The 18,821-nt window shown below is 54.9% G+C and carries 13 protein-coding genes and 5 pseudogenes; 12 read left to right on the top strand and 6 right to left on the bottom strand.

Annotated elements, in window-relative coordinates; translation table 11 throughout:
• Positions 1-368 precede the first annotated feature (368 nt).
• Positions 369-866, top strand: a pseudogene (locus tag KDB76_RS04690) (hypothetical protein); the annotation flags it as partial.
• A 255-nt stretch (positions 867-1,121) separates the two neighbouring features.
• Here KDB76_RS04690 and KDB76_RS04685 read toward each other — a convergent pair.
• On the bottom strand, positions 1,122-2,705 hold the full coding sequence (locus tag KDB76_RS04685) for a hypothetical protein (protein ID WP_137187508.1): 1,584 nt from the start codon (positions 2,703-2,705) through the stop codon (positions 1,122-1,124).
• Positions 2,706-3,308: 603 nt separating this feature from the next.
• Between KDB76_RS04685 and KDB76_RS29660 the strand changes: the two are divergent.
• A pseudogene (locus tag KDB76_RS29660) lies at positions 3,309-3,560 on the top strand (MFS transporter); the annotation flags it as partial.
• Between the two features lie 74 nt (positions 3,561-3,634).
• Entirely contained in the window at positions 3,635-4,615 is a 981-nt protein-coding gene (locus tag KDB76_RS04680; protein WP_137187507.1) for an IS5-like element ISPa41 family transposase, read from the top strand.
• A 174-nt stretch (positions 4,616-4,789) separates the two neighbouring features.
• Here KDB76_RS04680 and KDB76_RS04675 read toward each other — a convergent pair whose 3' ends face one another.
• Positions 4,790-5,665 (bottom strand): LysR family transcriptional regulator, encoded by an 876-nt coding sequence (locus KDB76_RS04675; protein WP_137187506.1) that lies wholly within the window; start codon positions 5,663-5,665, stop codon positions 4,790-4,792.
• Between the two features lie 132 nt (positions 5,666-5,797).
• Here KDB76_RS04675 and lldD point away from each other — a divergent pair, with 132 nt between their 5' ends.
• The gene (lldD, locus tag KDB76_RS04670; protein ID WP_137187505.1) at positions 5,798-6,937 is read left to right on the top strand and encodes an FMN-dependent L-lactate dehydrogenase LldD; all 1,140 of its coding nucleotides are present in this window, start codon (positions 5,798-5,800) and stop codon (positions 6,935-6,937) included.
• Between the two features lie 13 nt (positions 6,938-6,950).
• The gene (locus KDB76_RS04665) at positions 6,951-7,979 is read left to right on the top strand and encodes an FUSC family protein (protein WP_137187504.1); all 1,029 of its coding nucleotides are present in this window, start codon (positions 6,951-6,953) and stop codon (positions 7,977-7,979) included.
• Positions 7,980-8,158: 179 nt separating this feature from the next.
• Here the strand turns inward: KDB76_RS04665 and KDB76_RS04660 are convergent.
• The 4 genes and pseudogenes from KDB76_RS04660 to KDB76_RS04645 all read right to left on the bottom strand — a co-directional run.
• Positions 8,159-8,979, bottom strand: a pseudogene (locus KDB76_RS04660) (IS3 family transposase); the annotation flags it as partial.
• 61 nt (positions 8,980-9,040) lie between these two features.
• Positions 9,041-9,136: pseudogene (locus tag KDB76_RS04655) on the bottom strand (helix-turn-helix domain-containing protein); the annotation flags it as partial.
• A 191-nt stretch (positions 9,137-9,327) separates the two neighbouring features.
• Entirely contained in the window at positions 9,328-10,086 is a 759-nt protein-coding gene (locus KDB76_RS04650; protein WP_212632238.1) for a DJ-1/PfpI family protein, read from the bottom strand.
• A gap of 94 nt (positions 10,087-10,180) precedes the next feature.
• Positions 10,181-10,468: pseudogene (locus KDB76_RS04645) on the bottom strand (LysR family transcriptional regulator); the annotation flags it as partial.
• Between the two features lie 139 nt (positions 10,469-10,607).
• Here KDB76_RS04645 and KDB76_RS04640 point away from each other — a divergent pair.
• The 7 genes from KDB76_RS04640 to KDB76_RS04610 all read left to right on the top strand — a co-directional run bounded on the left by KDB76_RS04640 (position 10,608) and on the right by KDB76_RS04610 (position 18,820).
• The gene (locus KDB76_RS04640) at positions 10,608-11,000 is read left to right on the top strand and encodes a RidA family protein (RefSeq protein WP_212632237.1); all 393 of its coding nucleotides are present in this window, start codon (positions 10,608-10,610) and stop codon (positions 10,998-11,000) included.
• A 477-nt stretch (positions 11,001-11,477) separates the two neighbouring features.
• The gene (locus KDB76_RS04635) at positions 11,478-11,966 is read left to right on the top strand and encodes an Lrp/AsnC family transcriptional regulator (protein ID WP_212632236.1); all 489 of its coding nucleotides are present in this window, start codon (positions 11,478-11,480) and stop codon (positions 11,964-11,966) included.
• 121 nt (positions 11,967-12,087) lie between these two features.
• Complete coding sequence (locus tag KDB76_RS04630) at positions 12,088-12,621, top strand: peptidylprolyl isomerase (protein WP_212632235.1); 534 nt, start codon at positions 12,088-12,090, stop codon at positions 12,619-12,621.
• Positions 12,622-12,659: 38 nt separating this feature from the next.
• Entirely contained in the window at positions 12,660-14,411 is a 1,752-nt protein-coding gene (locus tag KDB76_RS04625; protein WP_212632234.1) for an aminopeptidase P family protein, read from the top strand.
• 166 nt (positions 14,412-14,577) lie between these two features.
• Positions 14,578-15,876, top strand: a complete 1,299-nt coding sequence (locus tag KDB76_RS04620; RefSeq protein ID WP_212632233.1) for a cytosine permease — start codon at positions 14,578-14,580, stop codon at positions 15,874-15,876.
• 126 nt (positions 15,877-16,002) lie between these two features.
• Positions 16,003-16,719, top strand: a complete 717-nt coding sequence (locus KDB76_RS04615) for a TorF family putative porin (RefSeq protein ID WP_212632232.1) — start codon at positions 16,003-16,005, stop codon at positions 16,717-16,719.
• 55 nt (positions 16,720-16,774) lie between these two features.
• Complete coding sequence (locus KDB76_RS04610) at positions 16,775-18,820, top strand: hydantoinase/oxoprolinase family protein (RefSeq protein ID WP_212632231.1); 2,046 nt, start codon at positions 16,775-16,777, stop codon at positions 18,818-18,820.
• The last annotated feature ends 1 nt before the right edge of the window (position 18,821 follow it).

Here is an 18,821-nt window from a genome sequence, read left to right as displayed (position 1 = left end):
TTTGCCGCCATCCCCTGTCCTCAAAAAATTCCATAGTGGTATATCAAATTTGCACGGGAGTCCTTAGATAGGCCTCGCGCACGATGAAACGAGACAGTTTAAAGTAATCATGCTCCATGTGCACTCTCGCTTACATGCAGCGTAGGGTTGGTTGGGGAAGCAGACGAGCGTCAGGTTTGGGTCGATAGCGGCCTATTGATTACGGCAATGTATCTACCAGTTCGGCAAGATAGGCTACCTAAGCTTCCAGCAATACCCGGTATCGTCACCACCGGACCATTCAGGCTGAGCTTGCTGTCGGCGGACTGTCCACGCGAGCCAGGGGTAAGTACCATCTGGGAGGCTTGATTTAGAGAGGCCCAACGGCAATGAACGAGTACAAGCTCCACGCCCAAGACACGGGCGGTAAACACATCGACAAGGATGCATTCGAGTTAGATACCCTCCGAAGGACACCTTGGTATCAACCAGGGAGTGGCGACAAGCTCGCGCAATTCGCGGTTTGCCCTCGGTGCGACAATCCAATTCAGCTGGTTGGGCTATACCAGTTACCGCCCAACGTTAAGAATCCGTTTGGGAAGCACACTACGTCCGGTATCCATGGGATTGGTCCGATTGATACCGAGGCCCGTGACAACTGCCCTTATTTCAATCCACGCCAGCACGAGAAAACGGACCGTAAAATCAGGTTTGATGGCGTTCCTCGGAAAATTGTCCACCTTTTGATTGAGCAATTTGACCGCGTCGTTTACATCCTAGAGAAGCAAACCCAAGTGGTGCTTTCCACGAAGGCTTTGGGCGGCATGCTGGAGCGTTATAAGGCTGAACAGGGGTATCTCTACACTGGCGCGACATTACGCAATGTGAATCGCCCCTAGTTTCGTAGACACCTCTAAGCCTCATAATATCCCTTGATGGGGGGTGCTATGAGCCCCCGCAGCGTTAACTTCAGTCTCCGCTATCGACCTAGAGAGGCCAGTCGCCAACGGCAGCAATTGACAACTTCCGTCTGTCGTGGACAGTTGCTTTGGGTCGTAAGGAGCTACAAAGGGAGCATCACTGGTCCGTTAAAGCTTCATTCACCGTTCACGATACCTCTAGGCAGAAACGTTCTTATAACTTCAGGCTGAAAAGGACTTAAAGTATGCCCGATATCGCATAGAGACTTCTTGCAGGAGGTCATGATAAACATGATCATCTACGACCCCTCGGGTTTCCATAATGTCAATGAAGCGACTGAGCTTGGTTTTGGCGGACATTTCGTGACGTGCGTCATAGCACCACTTGAGCTGATCTCTTAGGCTATATTCAGGTGACAGTCGAGCTGCCCGCATAAGCAGTTCGAACGTTTCAATATCGAAGGAATGGAAGTACGATGAGATATCTTGTCCTGCCGCATTGTAGATAACGTGTTCCTTTAAAGTCATTGGAAAATTATTCATGGTAACGGCCACAAAAAAATAATTCACCCTATCATTGAAAGCAGGGTGGGCGTGCTTTTTCATGATATTCGTCACAGCTTTCACTGACTGTTCCCACGGCTTGTCAAGTAACTTCGTCAGGCTTTCATTTACTTTTTCCGGTTTGTTTTCCGAAGACAAACTAGCATAGAGAGGGCGCGCAGACTTAAACTCGAATACGACAATGCAATTCTCTTCAGGCAGAGCGATCATAAGGTCGGGAGACTTGAGGCTATTGTCAGCGCCGAAACTAAACTCCTCAATGACTTGGTACTGCCCGAGGGCGCTCATAAAGGTCAAGCCATAATTTTGGGCATATTTTTCAAACTCAACGCCAAATTTGCTTAGAAAAACTTCGATCTCGCCATTGGCTTTATGAATTCGATAAAGAAGATTCTCAAATAGCAACTCCTCTAGAAGTTTTCCTTCGACAGGCACGTATCTCCCACTTTCAATCTCGAAAAGCGGTCGCTCCCGATATAGCATGAATTCGTTTGGCTTACCTGTGGTGCTGTCAGAAAATGCTCTGCCTTCTGCAACTGAAAACGAAATATCTTTAAATATGGCGGAAATTTGCGATGCGGGTGTATTGAGTTGAATGCTGAACCATTCTGCCGAAACTGCCCATTCATCAAAACCGTGCGCCGTACCCAGGTGGGGGCGCAAGCCATGCCAATACTCGATCAGATAATAAATAGCATTGATATAAGTTCTAATTGGAGCACCGATCTTTTCCTCAAATACCCTTATATATGGCGTTAAGGGGCTTTCAGTGCAGAAAATATGCTGTGCTCTTCTGAGCTTGAGAAGCCTATGATCCCTTCCATTACTTGTGATCGCCTTGAGAAAGACCTGCTCGCTATCATCCTTGAGGTCATCCGGCCTATCATTAAGCTTAGCGAATACTTCGTGTAGCACTTCATATTCTGATCGAGCACTTGAAGAATCTATGCGTGGCGACCATTCTTTAAAAATTAGGGTCCATAGGCGCCAGCATTGCAATCTTGAAAACACCACTCGCTTCTCGGCGTAAGTTCGCTGTGACTTTGTTTTGCAAATTCTCTTTATCGCCCATTCACGAAAGAACTCCTCTTCTTGGTGAACATAAGAAAGCGTGGAGAGATGTAATAATAGCTCTCGCCTATTGCTACGCCCTAGAATTCTAGAAAAGCTCCTAGGTGTCTTATAAAAATCCTTATGTGACAGCAAAAGCCCTGAATTTGCCATTTTCCTGATGTCAGGCATGTCTTATCCTTCATCCATGTATGTTTATGAGCGCTCGCTCAATTGACTCCAACGCCCCTTACTAACTCCGGTTTAGGTGGTCGAGCTCAGAGCGATGATATCATAGAGCCATCTCTAATCTGATTTGCCCCAGAAATCGAAGACACGCCTAAATGGCTGCTTCTAGCCGATAGCTGCTCCTAGCCATGGGCAGCTTTGGGTCGATTGCGGCCTTGCGAGGAGGTTGATGTCTACGGAGGCGGTTTAGTCATTTCCGAATCTCCGGTTTCCCCTCTGTGAGGCCGGCCACCGCCATGCATCAGATCTTGATTGACACACGTGCCGCCTTGGATAGCCTTGCGATTGAGGGCTGCAACTGCCCATTTGTCGGGCCTGGGCACCAGCATGAGCCCCCCCGCAATTTTGGCAGCAGAGGAAACTGGTACCTCTGAAGTAGTGACGGCGGGCATTGCCGGTCGGATTCTGAACCCAAGGTCGCCAGACTGGGAGCTAAAGGATCGCTGCGACTACTCCTCATCCCTTACCGAAAACGCACACGTCGGTCGTGAGGGGAGAACACACTGGCCCTTACTAGGCCAATCAACTTTTGTGAGAGGTGAGGGCTCTGGCGGTCGTTTCGGTACAGCGCAGTCCACTTTCCAGGTAGGAGGAAATACTGGGTCGGCGATTGGACCACTGCTTGCGGCCGCGATCATCATTCCTCATGGACAAGCCGCTGTGGCATGGTTTGTCTTGATTGCCGCACCTGCCGTATTTGTGGTGTGGCGACTGTCTCAATGGTCCGTCACACATGGTCAAACGAAGCTGAAGAGCTTGGCGCAAAACCAAGCAGTGGGGCTGTCTAAAGGGATTCTCCGATCAAGTCAGCACAGGCAGCCTGACCTGTGCTGAAATAGCGGTCCGTTCATCCACGCCAACAAGTCTTGCCCATGAGTCAGATGAGCTTCTCCGATTTCGAGTACGCCGGTAAGCGCAAGCAAACCCGCCGAGAGCGCTTCCTCGCCGAAATGGATCAGGTGGTGCCCTGGGCAGGCCTGCTGGAGCTGATCGAACCGTTCTACCCCAAGGCCGGCGGCGGTAGAAAACCCTATCCTCTGGAAACCATGCTGCGCATCCATCTGTTGCAGAACTGGTTCTCCCTGAGCGACCCGGCCATGGAAGAAGCGCTCTACGAAATCACGCCCATGCGCCAGTTCGCACGCCTGACGCTGAGCGCGCCAATCCCCGAAGACACCACGATCATGAACTTCCGGCACTTGCTGGAGAAGCATCAGCTCGCACCGGCAATCCTTGCGGTCATCAATGGTTATCTGCAGGAAAAAGGCGTGTCGCTGCGCCAAGGCACCATCGTCGATGCCACCATTATTCATGCCCCCAGCTCGACCAAAAATAAAGAAGGCAAGCGTGATCCCGAGATGCACCAGACCAAGAAAGGCGGTCAGTATTTCTTCGGGATGAAGGCGCACATCGGTGCCGATGTCGAGTCCGGCCTGGTGCATCACGTCCATGGCACCGCTGCCAATGTGGCCGATGTCACGCAGGTGGCTGAACTGCTGCATGGCGAAGAAAACGCCGTGTATGCAGATGCCGGTTACACCGGTGTCGAAAGGCGCGAAGAGCATGAAAATCGGGGGGTGATCTGGCAGATTGCAGCGCGTCGCAGCACCTATTCCAAGCTGAACCAGCGCAGCGTACTGTACAAAGCCAAGCGCAAGATCGAGTTCTGCAAGGCTCAGACACGGGCCAAGGTCGAGCATCCGTTTCGCGTGATCAAGCGGCAGTTTGGTTACGTGAAAGTACGTTTTCGTGGGCTGATGAAAAACACGGCTCAGTTGACCACGCTGTTCGCCCTGGCAAACCTGTGGAGGGTTCGAAAACAGCTCATGGGTATGGGTGAGGTTCGCGTTTAACACGGAGAACCGGTCGAAAAAGCTCTCCGTACATGATTTTTCGGTCACTTTTCGTCCAATGACGCTGTAGGTGCCTGGAAAATTGCAACTTGCCGCGGCTGCACGACAAGTTGATCGGAGCATCCTTAAACGCCCATCGCGGTCGTTCGCTTTGCGGTATTGGATCTTGTTGGACTATCTCAGCTCTTTGGCCAGCTCTAACCACGCTATTGCAGCCGGAGGCAAATGCGCACCGGCGCGCCAAGCCAGTGCGATGTTCCAATCCGTATCTGGCTCATCAAGAGGTACCAGAGCGATGCCCGCATGTTTATGTTTTTGCGCAAGCATTCGCGGTAAAAATGCTACCCCCAAACCAGCAGCTACCAGGTCGGCGATGAAATCAATTTGCCCGCTGCGGGCTGTCACCCGGGGCACAATCGCTCTTCGATCACATGCGGCCATTATTAATGCGTTAAGTGCAAACCCCTCCTCAAAGAGGATGAATGGCGAATCCGCCAGATCACTGAAGTTGATCCGCTTGCGTCGCGAAAGCGAATGGGCGCCAGGCAGTACAGCCACTAAGGGCTCGTTACGCACTTGCTGATAAGCGAACGTTTCATCGATCGGAATCAGTAGTGCAGCCAGGTCCACCTCTCCGGCCTCCAGGCACTCACGCAGTTTCTTACTCCCATGCTCTATCAGTTCTATATTCACCCTCGGATAGCGGCTGCGATAAGTGGCAAACATCTGAGCGAACAACACCCCGCAGCCTACAGGGGGTAAGCCGATCCGCAGCGTACCGCCCTTCAGATCCCGCAGTTCATTGATCTCTGCGATCAGATCGTTGCGCTCTGCGAGTAAAACCAGTGCGCGTCGAAAGGCAATCTCACCGGCGGCCGTCAACTCGCTTTTATGGCCGATACGGTTCAAGAGTGGTGTTCCCAGTTCATCTTCGAGCGTTCTGACCGCCTTGCTGACTGAAGACTGAGTCAAAGACACCACCTCAGCGGCTTGTGAGAACCCTCCCTGGCGCACCACTTCTACAAACACTCGCAGCGTTCTGAGATTCATGTGTATTCCAATAGCGACTTATTTTGAGTAGGAAAAGTTGTTTTTATCATGATCAACAAACCCTTATCGTGAAATCCATTCAGCAACCTCCTGCGTCGCTGAAATTTTCTAGACACATAGGAGTTGTAGAGAATGATTATTTCATCGGCGTCCGACTATCGCGAAGCTGCCAGACGCAAGTTGCCGCGATTTCTATTCGACTACATCGACGGCGGCGCCTATGCCGAACACACACTGCGGGCCAATAGCTCTGACCTTGCCAGCATCAGCTTGCGTCAACGCATTTTGAGAAATGTTGACAGCCTGAATCTCAAGACGACGCTATTTGGAAAGGAACAGAGTCTGCCGATCATCCTCAGCCCCGTTGGACTGACCGGTATGTACGCCCGTCGTGGTGAAGTGCAAGCGGCCAAGGCTGCGGCCACGAAAGGCATCCCCTTTTGCCTGTCCACAGTATCGGTCTGCTCGATTGAAGAGGTTGCTTCCCAGAGTCCGCAATCGATCTGGTTTCAACTCTATGTGCTCAAGGATCGCGGGTTTATGCGTAATGCCCTGGAGCGCGCTCAAGCAGCTGGCGTTACCACGCTGGTGTTCACCGTAGACATGCCGACACCAGGCGCTCGTTACCGTGATGCCCACTCGGGCATGTCCGGTCCATTCGCAGCTACACGGCGCATCCTGCAAGCCACTACTCGGCCGGATTGGGCGTTGAATGTCGGTATCCTCGGTCGCCCGCATGATTTGGGCAACATCTCCAAGTACATGGGCAAAGCCACCACCCTGGAAGATTATGTTGGCTGGTTAGGCAATAACTTCGACCCCTCCATCAGTTGGAAGGATTTGGAGTGGATCCGCGAGTTTTGGAAGGGCCCGATGATTATCAAGGGCATCCTTGATCCACAGGACGCCAAGGACGCAGTCAGTTTTGGCGCTGATGGCATCGTGGTCTCCAATCACGGCGGTCGCCAATTGGACGGTGTGCTGTCCACCGCCAAGGCTTTGCCTGCCATTGCCGACGTGGTGGGCGATGACCTGACGGTGCTGGTGGACTCCGGCATTCGTTCCGGGCTGGATGTTGTGCGTATGCTCGCGTTAGGCGCCAAGACGTGCCTGCTGGGGCGTTCGACGGTTTACGCTCTGGCCGCCGACGGACAGCACGGGGTCGAGAATATGCTGGATATCTTCTCGAAAGAAATGCGCGTGGCAATGACGCTCACGGGGGTGACCTCGATTGACAAGATCGATCGAACCGCACTGGTTTCAGTTGAGTAGTGAAGGTTCGATCATGTCGCAATCACTGACCGTTAAGATGTTGCAAGCGGTACGCAATGTGCCCATTGGCTACGTAGTGTGTGGTGGGATTGTCTGTACTGTGCCGGCGCTCCTCGCGGCTCGCTTGCACAACCCTTTGTTCTGTTGGTCAGCGATTGCCGCATTCTGGAGCTATCTGTCGATTCCGGACAATAAGTCCGCAAAAGATTGTATTGTCGGCCTGGTTTTCGGCATGACCGGCGCCGTGGCGTCAGGGCTAGGTGCCTGGACGATGGAATGGCCGCCGCTGGCGATAGTGCTGTCGGCCCTCTTCGCGTTTGCGGGTGCTTACGCCCAGGTTTGCGGCGCGCGCATCAGCACTCCTGCTTTGCTGACAGCGACGGCATTTGCGGTATCCACTGCATTCCCGGCAAAGGACTTTGCCCAGGGACTGGATTATGCACGTTACTTTCTCTACGGCAGCTTATGGGCTACAGGCTCCGCATTACTGTTCCAATGGTGTCAGAACGATCAATCTGATGCTGTTAAGCCGCCAGTTTTATGGTCGGCCCTCAGAGAAAATTTCACACCCAAATCTAACCTCTTTCTGCATGGTCTTCGCGTAGCGCTGTCGGGAGCCCTGTCAGTCTGGATGGTTCAATTGTGGTCGTTGCATTACGGCTACTGGATGACCCTCACGGTGTTTCTGATCATGCAACCCTACATGTCTTCAACGTTGAAGATGTCTCTGGAACGCGTCGGTGGCACCTTCTTGGGGGGAGCCATTGCTGCCGTTCTTGGTTACGTAATCCATGATCCGGTTTTGTTGGCTGCACTGATACTGCCTGTCTCTATTGGCACCCTGGCTGGGCGCTCTGTGAGCCACATCAGCTATTTAATGTTCCTCACTCCCCATTTCATTCTGGTCGCGCAGATTGGCCAGTCAGGAGGATCTGAGCTCGATTTGGTATTTTTACGGATGCTCTACAGCACCGGTGGTGCACTTTTAGCGATCATTGCTTCGCTTGTGATTTTTCCTCGCTGGCAAACGGCTGAACCGTAAAGGAACGTGCCGTCTCTTTTGCCATTGCGCTACCGCCGACCTTCACACACCGGTGACTCGCCAATGCGGCCTTGCTTGCACAGGTCCAGGTTGTCCCTGCGCTTGAACGGCGGCCTCAGGTTCCAAGTGCAACAGTCAGTTGATAGTGTTGAGCCGATTGGTTGCCAGCAGTTGCAGATGCGTCGCCAAACAGCCATCAACATCGCGTCGATAGCCAGGTCGCTGCACATCCTTGGCTTCATTGACCAACCAATTACTTGGCGTGAGAACAAATCCAGCACTACCGCGAGGTAGAGCCACCCTTCATAGGTGCGGATGTAAGTGATATCTGTCACCCAGACCTTGTTCGGCTCACTTACCTTGAACTGCCGCGCGAGGTGGTTGGGCGAGGCCACTGTTGGTTTTCCACCATAGAACCCTGGACGCCGCCGATAGCCCGTTTGAGAACGCAGCCCCTCCGCCTGCATCAAGCGCCTGACTCGATTTCGGCCGCATTCCTCTCCCAGCTCACGCAGGTCATCGTGAATTTTGCGGTAGCCGTATACACCTCCGCTTTCCAGCCAAGCGTGTTTGATCAAGCCAAGCAGACGTTGATCTTCTTTTGCTCGGGCAGATTGAGGCTCGGCCAGCCAGGCGTAATAGCCGCTGGGGTGCACCTTGAGGGTTTGGCAAAGGCGCCGCACCGGGTAATCAGTCGAGTGCTTCTTGATGAAGGCGTACTTCAGCCGCACTCCTTGGCAAAGTACGCGGCGGCCTTTTTTAAGATGTCTCGCTCTTCCGTCACGCGCTTGAGTTCAGCGCGTAGCTTGCGCAGTTCGGCCTGCTGATCGTCGTCTTGCTGACGCTGCTCTTGGGGCTTGCTGTAGACCTTGATCCAGGCGTAAAGACTGTGCACGGACATGCCCAGGCGCTGGGCGACATCGGCGACAGGTTTGCCTTTCTCGGTCACTTGCTTGACCGCTTCGATCTTGAATTCTTCGGGGTAACGCTGACGACTCATGGCACCTCCTATTTGGGCCTCATTATGAGGCTTGGAGGTGTCTACGAAACCAGGGGCGATTCACTTGGGCGATGGCTCGCAGCGAGGCGCCTTGCATACGCATGATCATTAGCGTTACGCGCTCTTCGATGGTCAAGTGGGTGTAGTGAGTAGTCATGCAGCACCTTACCTCGGGTGTTGCACTTGGTCACTGAGACCGCCCTTGCCGCCGCCGCGCAGCAAGTTGATCGGAGCATCCCTAGTGACCAGGTAGTACAGCAGACACACTGCTTTCGCTTAAAAGCGCGCAGGTGCTGTGCGAATTTTCGGCCGCCTGCTAACTGGAAGGCGGCCAAGGGCTTGGGATGCTTACGTCAATGGGTGGCCTATTCCTTGGTCTACAGTGCTGATTTGTAAGCCGAGCCTCGCGGCCGCTCGCTCAGAGGCTTGTCGTGCCTGGCCGTCCATCCACACTCGGCCTTTGCGTTCTTCTATCATTCGTTCAGCCCCGACTTCTTCAGGTGTGCCTGAGTGAAAGGGTGGCTCGGGTGAATATTCAATAATGAGCTGCACATGTTTCGCGGCATCTTCTCCACAAAGTTGCGAGGCCAGAGTCAAACCAAAATCCAGACCGGCTGTGACGCCTCCTCCGGTCAAACGATTTCGGTCATGCACGACACGGCCCCTTTCATGAACCGCCCCCATGAGTGGCAACAGGTCTACAACGCCCCAGTGCGCTGTCGCCCGATAACCTTTCAGCAGTCCCGCCGCAGCAAGCACCAATCCTCCGGTACAGACACCGGTCACATACTTGGCTGAAGCACCTCGATCTGCGAGGAAGCTGAGCGTCTGCTGATCTTCCATGGCAACCAGAGAGCCCATCAGACCGCCCGGTACAAACAACACATCCAGATCATTCGGGCAGTGATCGAAAGTGATATCCGGTGTGACGCTGATACCAACATCCGTTGAAACCGGATCTAGCGTTTTTGCGACCAGATAAATGTCACACCCTAGTATTCGGAGGATGGTCTGCGGCCCGACGAGATCCAGTAAGGCCATACGAGGATGAATCAGCATTGCAACCTTGCGTCCAGCCCCAGGAGCCTTGGTGCGTGGCATTGGCATACCCGCGTCCATCTCTTTGGCGATAGCCTTTTCCCCAATTAGTAATCCCCCCGCCAGTGCGATGGAGAGCGATAGAAAGTCACGTCTTCCCGGGTACCCGCAGCCTCCCCCGCGGTGCCATCGACGCGCTGGACAGGCTGGTCTCTGCGTCGTCCATATCGGCAAGCAGGCGCACCACGCGGTCATAGTAGGCAGCGCCATCGGCAGTGACGTTAACTTTCCGCGTGGTGCGATTGAGCAGGCGCACACGCAGCCTTGCCTCCAGTTGCTGGACGAGCTGAGTCACGCTGGTCTTGCTCATGCTCAGGGTGGTTGCCGCCTTGGTGAAGCTGCCGGTTTCCACAACCCGGGCAAAGGCCTGCATCGCATCGAAACGGTCCATCTCACGCCGCCAATCGGTTCGGATTGTTTGGATTCTACAAACAGTCATGACCAGAGTTGCCCCTTATCCAGGACGGCGCTGTTTCTACAGTGGGTCCATCGTAACTAGCGGGCCGCAATGGCTCTGATTGAGGTATGTCATGAACAGCAAACGTGATGTTGTTTTCCCGCCTGACCGCCATGCACTGCACGAGCTCCACCGATACTCGCCAGCGATTCGATCCAACGGTTTTCTGTTCGTATCAGGTCAGGTTGGCAGTCGCAAGGATGGGGCGGCCGAGCCAGACCTCGCGGCGCAGGTACGTTTGGCCTTTGCCAACCTCAATGCGATCCTGGCCGAGGCTGGCAGCAGTTTCGATGATGTGGTCGACACAACCATTTTCATGGTGGACCCCGTCTCGAAATTCGAGACCATTTGGGCGGTTGCAGCTGAATACTGGGGCGAGGCTCCTTACTCGACGGCTACCGCACTTGGTGTGACCTGGTTGGCCGGCTTCGACTTCGAGATCAAGGTAATTGCCAAACTAAAGTAATAGATTCGGCTGAGCGGCTTGTGTTCTGCTGAAGCGATGGCCCAAGGCAAGCAGCTCAGAGGATTGATCCATCTGAGCTGGCTTGATCTGTCGCATCATGGCGATATGGGCTTCCAACCGGAGTTGCCACTTGTTCCGCAGCGATTTTCGTGTGTGCCTTCAGGCGCTCGAATGGCCGGTTTCGACTTCGGAATCACGGTAATCGCCAAGGTGCTGTACTAACGACGACTCAACCGCTATCTAAGGTCGCTGGTGACAACAGGCTCGTGTTCACTTAACGCGATGGACCATCCCTGCCGGGTAGTGCCCTGGTGGCATTGACCGCATCTGACCGGCTGCGACCTCACCTATCATTCAAAACCTTTGGCTCCCTAAGGTTTTTTCTTGTTTGGCAACAATTGGTCCATCTGAGAGACTGTCCCTCCTCATCACGGCGTGCCAGGTCGGCTGGTATCAGCGATGTTTCGGAGTCCTTGCATGAAACGAGTCAAACTCGATCGGATCAACCGTTCAATCCTTGAGCACCTACAGAACAACGCAAGGATCAGCAATCTGGAACTGGCAGAGAAGGTCAATCTGTCGCCCAGTGCTTGCCTCCAGCGCACCAAGTCGCTTGAGGATGCGGGCTATATCCGGCAGTACATGGCGTCGATTGACCTCGACGCTATCTGCATCAATGTCATGGCGTACGTGATGTTTCGACTGCGAGACCATGCATCCCATTTGCGTGGAAGGTTCGAACGCCACATTCGTCAGCGTCACGAATTCGTCGATTGCCTGAAGGTAGATGGTGAGTTTGACTACATCGCGCTGGCGACGTGCTCCACCGTAAGCGACTTCAACACGCTCCTCGAGCAGTTGCTTGAGGAGGACCCAAATATTCAGAGGATCAGCAGTAACATGATCCTCGACAAGACTAAGTGGTTTGCTGGCTATCCCCTGGATAGGTTGATCTGGCGCGACTGACCGTACTTACTGCGGAGGACATAGGCGATTCCCGCAGCATGTGCGGGGATCATGGGATAACTCCGATTTTTTGGCAGCAAGGCCGGTCGACAATGGGCTTTTACTAAAAGTAGAGGTCCGCATGTCCGCTCTGAATCCTCGCGTCGTCATAGAAACCGCAATGGGTACATTTGCCGTACTACTGCATGCGGACCGCGCGCCCCTCACCGTGGCTAATTTCCTCGCGTATGTCGACTCAGGTCGTTACGACGGCAGCAGCATTTTTCGCATCGTTAATCCAGCCAACCAGGAGCCGGCTGACCCAGTTCGTATTAGCGTCATCCATGGTGGGACTCGGCCTCTGGCGGCCAGCAATCTGTCGATGATCCCGCTGGAAACTACGCAAAAGAGTGGACTTCAGCATCGGCATGGCACGTTGTCTATGGGGCGAGATGAACCCAATAGTGCTGAAGGAGATTTTTTCGTTTGTATCGGTGATCAGCCGCATTTCGACTACGGTGGAGCCCGTCAGCCGGATGGAATGGGCTTTGCTGCGTTTGGTGAGGTGTACGAAGGCATGGCGGTAGTCGAGGCGATCTTTGCCGCGGCCGGACCTACCGAATACCTAGCGCCAGAGGCGGAGATTCGCATTCTGCGCGCCTACCGGAGGGCTTGAGCATGTACTCGAACAGAGTTGTGGCGGTGCGCCGTACCATGTCCGCACGCAATATCGATGCGTTCCTGCTTCCCCGTAGTGACCAATATCTGAATGAAGATCTCGCGCCTGCCGATGAGCGCTTGTTGTGGTTGTGTGGTTTCAGTGGAAGCCAAGGGGTGCTTGCACTTACCGAGAGTTCCGCAGCGTTGCTGGTGGACGGCCGCTACAGTGTCCAGGCTGAGCAGGAATGTGGCGATTGGTTAGACGTTCTCGACCTGGATGACGGCTTGTTATTCGACTGGTTGCAAAAGCAACTGCCTGAAGGCTCGACTGTGGGTATCCACGCCTGCTTGCATAGTGCCGCCCAATGGCAGCTTTGGAGTGGACTAGCCGCAGCCAGAGGGTTGAATCTGGTTCCGATGGATCAAAACCCAGTAGACACTTGCTGGGCCGATCGGCCGGTCCTTCCTGCCAGTCCTGTAACGGAGCAGCCGTTACGTTGGGCAGGGGAAAGCTCAACGGACAAGCTCTCGAAGCTGGCGGTAATGCTCCGCGAAGTGGGTTGTGATGGGCTCTGGCTGCCGGCGCCAGATATGGTGGCATGGTTACTCAATGTGAGGGGCCAGGACATCGATATTGCACCATTGCCTTTCAGCTCAGCGCTGCTATATGCCGATGGATCGTTGGATTGGTTTATAGATGTCGCGCGTCTTCAACTCCCCGCCGGCTGGTTGCCGAATGAGGTCGAAACATATCCACCAGCAGTAGCCGAGCGACTGGCTGAACACTTAATACGACGTGGCTGTCGTCGCATATGGTTGGAACCAGCGAGCTGTAATGCCTCGACCTTCGAACAGCTGCAGCGAGGCGGTGCCTCTTTGCATCTGGCCCCTCACCCACTATTGCTGATGCGCGCCCGCAAGAACGCAGCGGAACTGGCGGGTATGCGAGAGGCACATGTAGTTGATGGCCTAGCGCTGTGCCGTTTTTTGCATCAGTTCGATGAGTACCCGCAACGCTTCCTAGGTGAGGACGAGTTGGCTGTGTCCGCCGCTTTGGAGCTGAGTCGACGGAGTAATACCGACTACCGGGGCGTGAGCTTTGAAACAATTGCCGCCTGCGGAGCGAATGGCGCGCAGCCGCATTACCTGCCAAAACCAGAACATGCCGGGCGCATGGAGAAAGGCCAGTTGCTATTGATCGATTCTGGCGGCCAGTACCCGCAAGGCACCACCGATGTCACCCGCGTGCTGCCGATTGGCTCGGCAACGGTACGCCAGCGTGCCTTGTATACCCGAGTGCTTCGAGCCCATATCGCGCTTGCCTCTAGTCGCTTTCCTAAGGGGACCAGCGGGCAGCAACTGGACTCAATTGCGCGGAGTGTCATGTGGCAGGCAGGTCTGGACTACGCGCACGGCACCGGTCACGGTGTTGGGAACTACCTCCATGTCCATGAGGGTCCGCAACGCATTGCTAAGCATGCTAGTCCCGTCGCTCTGGAGTCGGGGATGGTTGTTTCCATCGAGCCTGGAGTGTATTTGCCGGGCGATCTGGGTATCCGAATAGAGAATCTCTACGAAGTCATGGCGTGCGAGCGCTTTGCTGGCTTCCTGGTTTTCAGGGCTCTGACGTTGGCTCCATTTGAGCCATCGCTGATCGATCGGGAGCAGATGGGCGCCTCGGAGCTGAGGTGGCTGGATGACTATCATGAAAGAGTGTGCCGCAGCTTGGCACCCCACATGGAGCCGGAGGTGGTTGAGTGGCTGCAGGGCAGAGCCGGCGCCGAACAATCTGCGGAACCGCTCTGATAATCCGCTGTAAGTTCATTCCTGTACCCAGAAAAGCGAAATTTGCTTTCCCTGCCACCGAATAATATGTCCCCAGCGTTCGCGAGCGCCTAATAACAATTTCAATGATCCGCTGGTGCCTCCTTGCAAAGTGGGGGGGGCTGGCATTGCCCGGTGAGAGGCGAACATGAGCAGCAATGAAAGTGCAGTACCTGAAGGCTATACAAGGCGCCCCGTACCGCAAGAGGAGACGGTATCCGGCTATGGCTTGGCCCTGATTACCTTTGGCATTGGCATGACGCTCCCGGTGTTCTGGCTTGGCGCAGATGTCACTGCGAAGGTCGGTTTCAACAAAGCTTGCTGGATTTTCCTCGGGGTTTGCGCTGTGCTCGGCGTACTTGCCGCGCTCACGGCCTTGGCTGGTGTACGCAGTCGCCTGAGCACCTACATGGTGCTGCAGTTCTCCTTTGGTCAGCATGGCGCCAAGTTGCTCAACTTGATCATGGCAATCACGCTGCTCGGATTCTACGCCGCTACCGTGGACATCTTCGGCAGTACAATCTCCAGTGCGTTGGAGAGCGCATTGGGAATGGTAACGCCGGCCTGGGGACACAGCCTGTGGGGAAGTATTTTGATGACTCTCATGGCGATCTTTGGCCTGCGTGGGCTGGATCGTTTGTCGGTCTGCTCGGTGCCACTGATGGGGCTGTTCCTGCTCTACACGCTTTACCTCGGATTGGAGCGCGCGGTACCAGGGCAGCTTGTCGGATTTGAAGGCGGTGGTGACAGTTTGGCGCTGGCAATCTCCAGCACCATTGGCATGGTCGTTCTGACTCCAGTACTGATGCCGGACTTCACACGTTATGCACGTACCGATGCGGATGCGCTGATCACAATCTTGGGGATGGTCATTGGCTTCCCGTTTGTATTGATCGTCGGCGGGCTTCTGTCCATCTCCAGTGGGCAGGCCGAGATCATGGCGATCATGGCGGTGCTCGGTGTGCTTTTGCCGGCCCTGATCGTGATGGTTTTCTCGACCTGGATCACCAATACGGCCAACCTCTACTCAGCCACTTTGACTCTGGCCACGATAACCCGCACGCCGAGCTGGAAGCTCACCGTCGGCGGAAGTGTCCTTGCCACGGCTCTGGCTTTGGGCGGGTTCATGAATCACTTCCTGGATTTCATCCTGACTCTGAGCATTGTCATTCCACCCTTGGCCAGCATCTACCTTGCTGACTTCTTCATCGTCAATCGTCAACAGTACGCAGTCGAGCAGCTTGATCAGCTACCGGCCTTCGGTTGGCCCGCATTGACCAGTTGGGCACTGGCTAGCCTTGTGGCCTGGATGACCACCTATGAAAACTGGACGCTCACAACCCAGCCGACCCTCGACTCTCTGCTAATCGCTTTGGTGGCTTATCTGGTGTTACAGCGACTGCGCAGGCCGCAGATCGCGCCAGAGGCACCGCACCGCAACATCTGACGCAACCGCTTATGGGCACCGGGCATGACTCGGAAGGCGAAGCCATGCCTGTAGGAAACCAAATTGAAGCCAGGCGGGCTCCGCCCGCCCCCTATCTGCCATATACAAGAATTTCAGGAGCAGATCGTGTTGAAGATCGTAAAAGCAATTTTTCTCGCTGGGCTCATCTGCTGTGGGGCCGCCCGTGCTGAAATTTCCAGCACCGTAGCGCTTACTTCGGAATACCAGATGCGTGGCATCGGCTACTCGGGTGACGATCCGGCACTGAGTGGCAGCCTGAACTGGTACGGCAGCAATGGCACGTATGTTGGTACCTGGGTTTCCAACACCGATAGCTTCGCTGATGGTGATCCCTATGACGACGGTGCCAGTATCGAGGTCGATTTCTATGGCGGCTACAACGGCCAGCTAGAGAACGGGCTGCGCTATGGCGTAATCGGGTACTACTACTACTTCCCTGGTACCAACTACACGATCGATTACCCAGAAATCGGCTTCAGTACCGGTTATGGAAACTTCAACGCCTATTACTACTACTCCAACGACATGATCAGCAGTTCGATGGAGTCCCACTATGTTGCGGCCGATTACACCTTCAACTTGCCCTGGCAGGTGGACCTGACCTTTGCGGCAGGCCACTCCTTCGGCGAGTACTACCGCAACACCGAGCTAACCGGTGCTCACGAGTACAGCAACTGGGAGATTGCTGTGAAGCGCAGCTTCGGCCCTGTCGACGCCAAGTTGAGCTGGGTTGATACCGATCTGTCCGGGCGCTTCTACAACGACGGCGAGTTCCTTCGAAACGACGGTCGTTTCATTTTCACCCTGTCCCACACCTTCTAATGCCAACGCGCCTGGCCTGGCCGGGCGCGTGTTTTCCTTGTAATTGGAGTGAGCCATGGCAATTCGCATCGCTACTGATATCGGTGGCACTTTTACCGACCTAGTCTATTTGCAAGATGGCGTGGTGCGCGCCGTCAAGGCCGACACCACGCCACCGAACTTCGAGCAGGGTTTGCTCGATGCAGTGGAGAAGAGTGGTGTCGCCTACAGCGACATCTCGTTCTTTGCCCATGGCTCGACTGTCGTGATCAACACCCTGACAGAGCGTAAGGGTGTAAAGACTGCTTTGATCACCACCCAGGGATTCAGGGATGTGCTGGAGATTGCTCGTGGCAATACTCCGGACATCTTCAACCCGCATTACCGCAAGCCTCCCCCTTTCGTGCCGCGAGAGCTGCGTCTGGAAGTTACCGAGCGACTGAATTATCAAGGTGATGTGGTTACGCCGCTGGACCTGGAGCAGCTACCAGCAATGCTGGACTACCTTCGCGGGGCTGGTGTGGAGGCAATAGCTGTTTCCCTTCTTCATGCCTACCGCAACCCCGACCATGAACAGCGCCTGGTGACCGCCATTGAAGAGCTCTGGCCAGAGGTTGCGGTTATTGCTTCGCATCAGGTGAGTCGCGGTTGGCGCGAATACGAGCGGACCAACTCCTGCGTGCTGTCGGCTTATGTCATGCCGGCTACTCGTGATTATCTGGACAACCTGCATCAGCATTTGGCTGCTAAAGGACTTCGCCAGGCGCCTTTCATCATGAAGTCCAACGGGGGCATCGCGCCTTTGGCTGCGGTCAAAGGCGACCCGATCAGCCTGGTTGAGTCTGGCCCGGTTGGCGGCATCCTCGGGGCGCAAGCCTATGGGAACTTGATTGGTGAGACCGAATTGCTGGCGTTGGACATTGGTGGCACGACCGCCAAATGCTCGTTGATTCACGATGGGCGAGTTGAAATCAGTAATGACTATGTAATCGAGAAGACGCCGACCAGTGCGGGCTATCCGATCATGTCGCCTGTGGTGGATATCGTGGAAATCGGCAACGGGGGCGGCAGTATCGCTTGGGTCGACGCAGCCGGAAGTTTGCGTGTCGGGCCGCAGAGTGCCGGTTCAACACCAGGCCCGGTAGCATACGGACGTGGTGGTATGGCACCAACCACAACCGATGCCAATTTGATAACTGGACGGATTAACCCACAAGGCTTTGCCAACGGCGAAATCGAGCCGGACTTAGCCTCTGTGGAGCGAGCGTTCGCCCGCATCGGTGATCAACTCGGTGTTTCAGCGAATATCCTCGCCCATGGTGTGCTGCAGATCGCCAACGCCAACATGGTCAACGCACTCAAGCTGATTTCTGTGAATCGTGGTTACGATCCTCGCGATTTCTCCTTGATGGCATTTGGTGGTGGCGGTGCCTTGCACGCCACGGCCCTGGCTGCCGAGTTGGGTATTCCCAAGGTGATCATTCCTCCCTTTGCAGGCGTGTTCTCTGCCTGGGGAATGTTGATGCTGGATGTACGCCGTGACTACATCCAAACCCACCTCCAAATGCTCGACCAGGAGGGGCTGGCCGAACTGGAAAGCGCTTTCGCTGCTCTTCAATCCAGCGCCGAAACCGAGTTCGCCAGCGATGGCTTGTCACCTGAGAGCCTTCGCTTCGAGTGGCAATTGGATGCCCGCTACCTGGGTCAGGAGCACACCGTGAAGATTGCTCTGGATTCGCTCGAGCTACAGGCAATGCTCGAGTCGTTCCACGAGCGGCATCAGCAGAACTACACCTTCCGTCTTGAAGCTCCAGTAGAAGTGGTCAACCTGCATTTGGTGGCCTTTGCCGAGGTGCGGAAATCACCTATTGCTCCAATTGCGCCAAGCGCTGATTCCTGTGCGGAACAGGCGCGGAGAGGGCAACGGATGGTGGAATTCGAGCCGGAGCGGCCCGTATCGACCCCAATCTATCGCCGAGAGGTCCTTCTCGCTGGTATGCGCTTTGTCGGTCCGGCAATCATCGAAGAGGCGACTACCACCACTGTGGTGCGTCCTGGGGACCGCGTCGAGGTAGACGCCTACGGCGGCCTTCATATCAACATCAGCACTCAGGAGGCATGAC

Origin of the sequence: Pseudomonas sp. JS425, assembly GCF_018223845.1 — a bacterium.
Classification (GTDB): Bacteria; Pseudomonadota; Gammaproteobacteria; order Pseudomonadales; family Pseudomonadaceae; genus Aquipseudomonas; species Aquipseudomonas asiatica.
The sequence above is the reverse complement of the archived record's forward strand: the minus strand, read 5'-3'. Positions and strand labels throughout refer to the sequence as shown.

Coding starts and splice junctions, on each gene's coding strand:
- KDB76_RS04685 (WP_137187508.1), bottom strand. CDS start 2,705: ATGCCTGACATCAGGAAAATGGCAAATTCAGGGCTTTTGCTGTCACAT.
- KDB76_RS04680 (WP_137187507.1), top strand. CDS start 3,635: ATGAGTCAGATGAGCTTCTCCGATTTCGAGTACGCCGGTAAGCGCAAG.
- KDB76_RS04675 (WP_137187506.1), bottom strand. CDS start 5,665: ATGAATCTCAGAACGCTGCGAGTGTTTGTAGAAGTGGTGCGCCAGGGA.
- lldD (WP_137187505.1), top strand. CDS start 5,798: ATGATTATTTCATCGGCGTCCGACTATCGCGAAGCTGCCAGACGCAAG.
- KDB76_RS04665 (WP_137187504.1), top strand. CDS start 6,951: ATGTCGCAATCACTGACCGTTAAGATGTTGCAAGCGGTACGCAATGTG.
- KDB76_RS04650 (WP_212632238.1), bottom strand. CDS start 10,086: ATGCCAATGCCACGCACCAAGGCTCCTGGGGCTGGACGCAAGGTTGCA.
- KDB76_RS04640 (WP_212632237.1), top strand. CDS start 10,608: ATGAACAGCAAACGTGATGTTGTTTTCCCGCCTGACCGCCATGCACTG.
- KDB76_RS04635 (WP_212632236.1), top strand. CDS start 11,478: ATGAAACGAGTCAAACTCGATCGGATCAACCGTTCAATCCTTGAGCAC.
- KDB76_RS04630 (WP_212632235.1), top strand. CDS start 12,088: ATGTCCGCTCTGAATCCTCGCGTCGTCATAGAAACCGCAATGGGTACA.
- KDB76_RS04625 (WP_212632234.1), top strand. CDS start 12,660: ATGTCCGCACGCAATATCGATGCGTTCCTGCTTCCCCGTAGTGACCAA.
- KDB76_RS04620 (WP_212632233.1), top strand. CDS start 14,578: ATGAGCAGCAATGAAAGTGCAGTACCTGAAGGCTATACAAGGCGCCCC.
- KDB76_RS04610 (WP_212632231.1), top strand. CDS start 16,775: ATGGCAATTCGCATCGCTACTGATATCGGTGGCACTTTTACCGACCTA.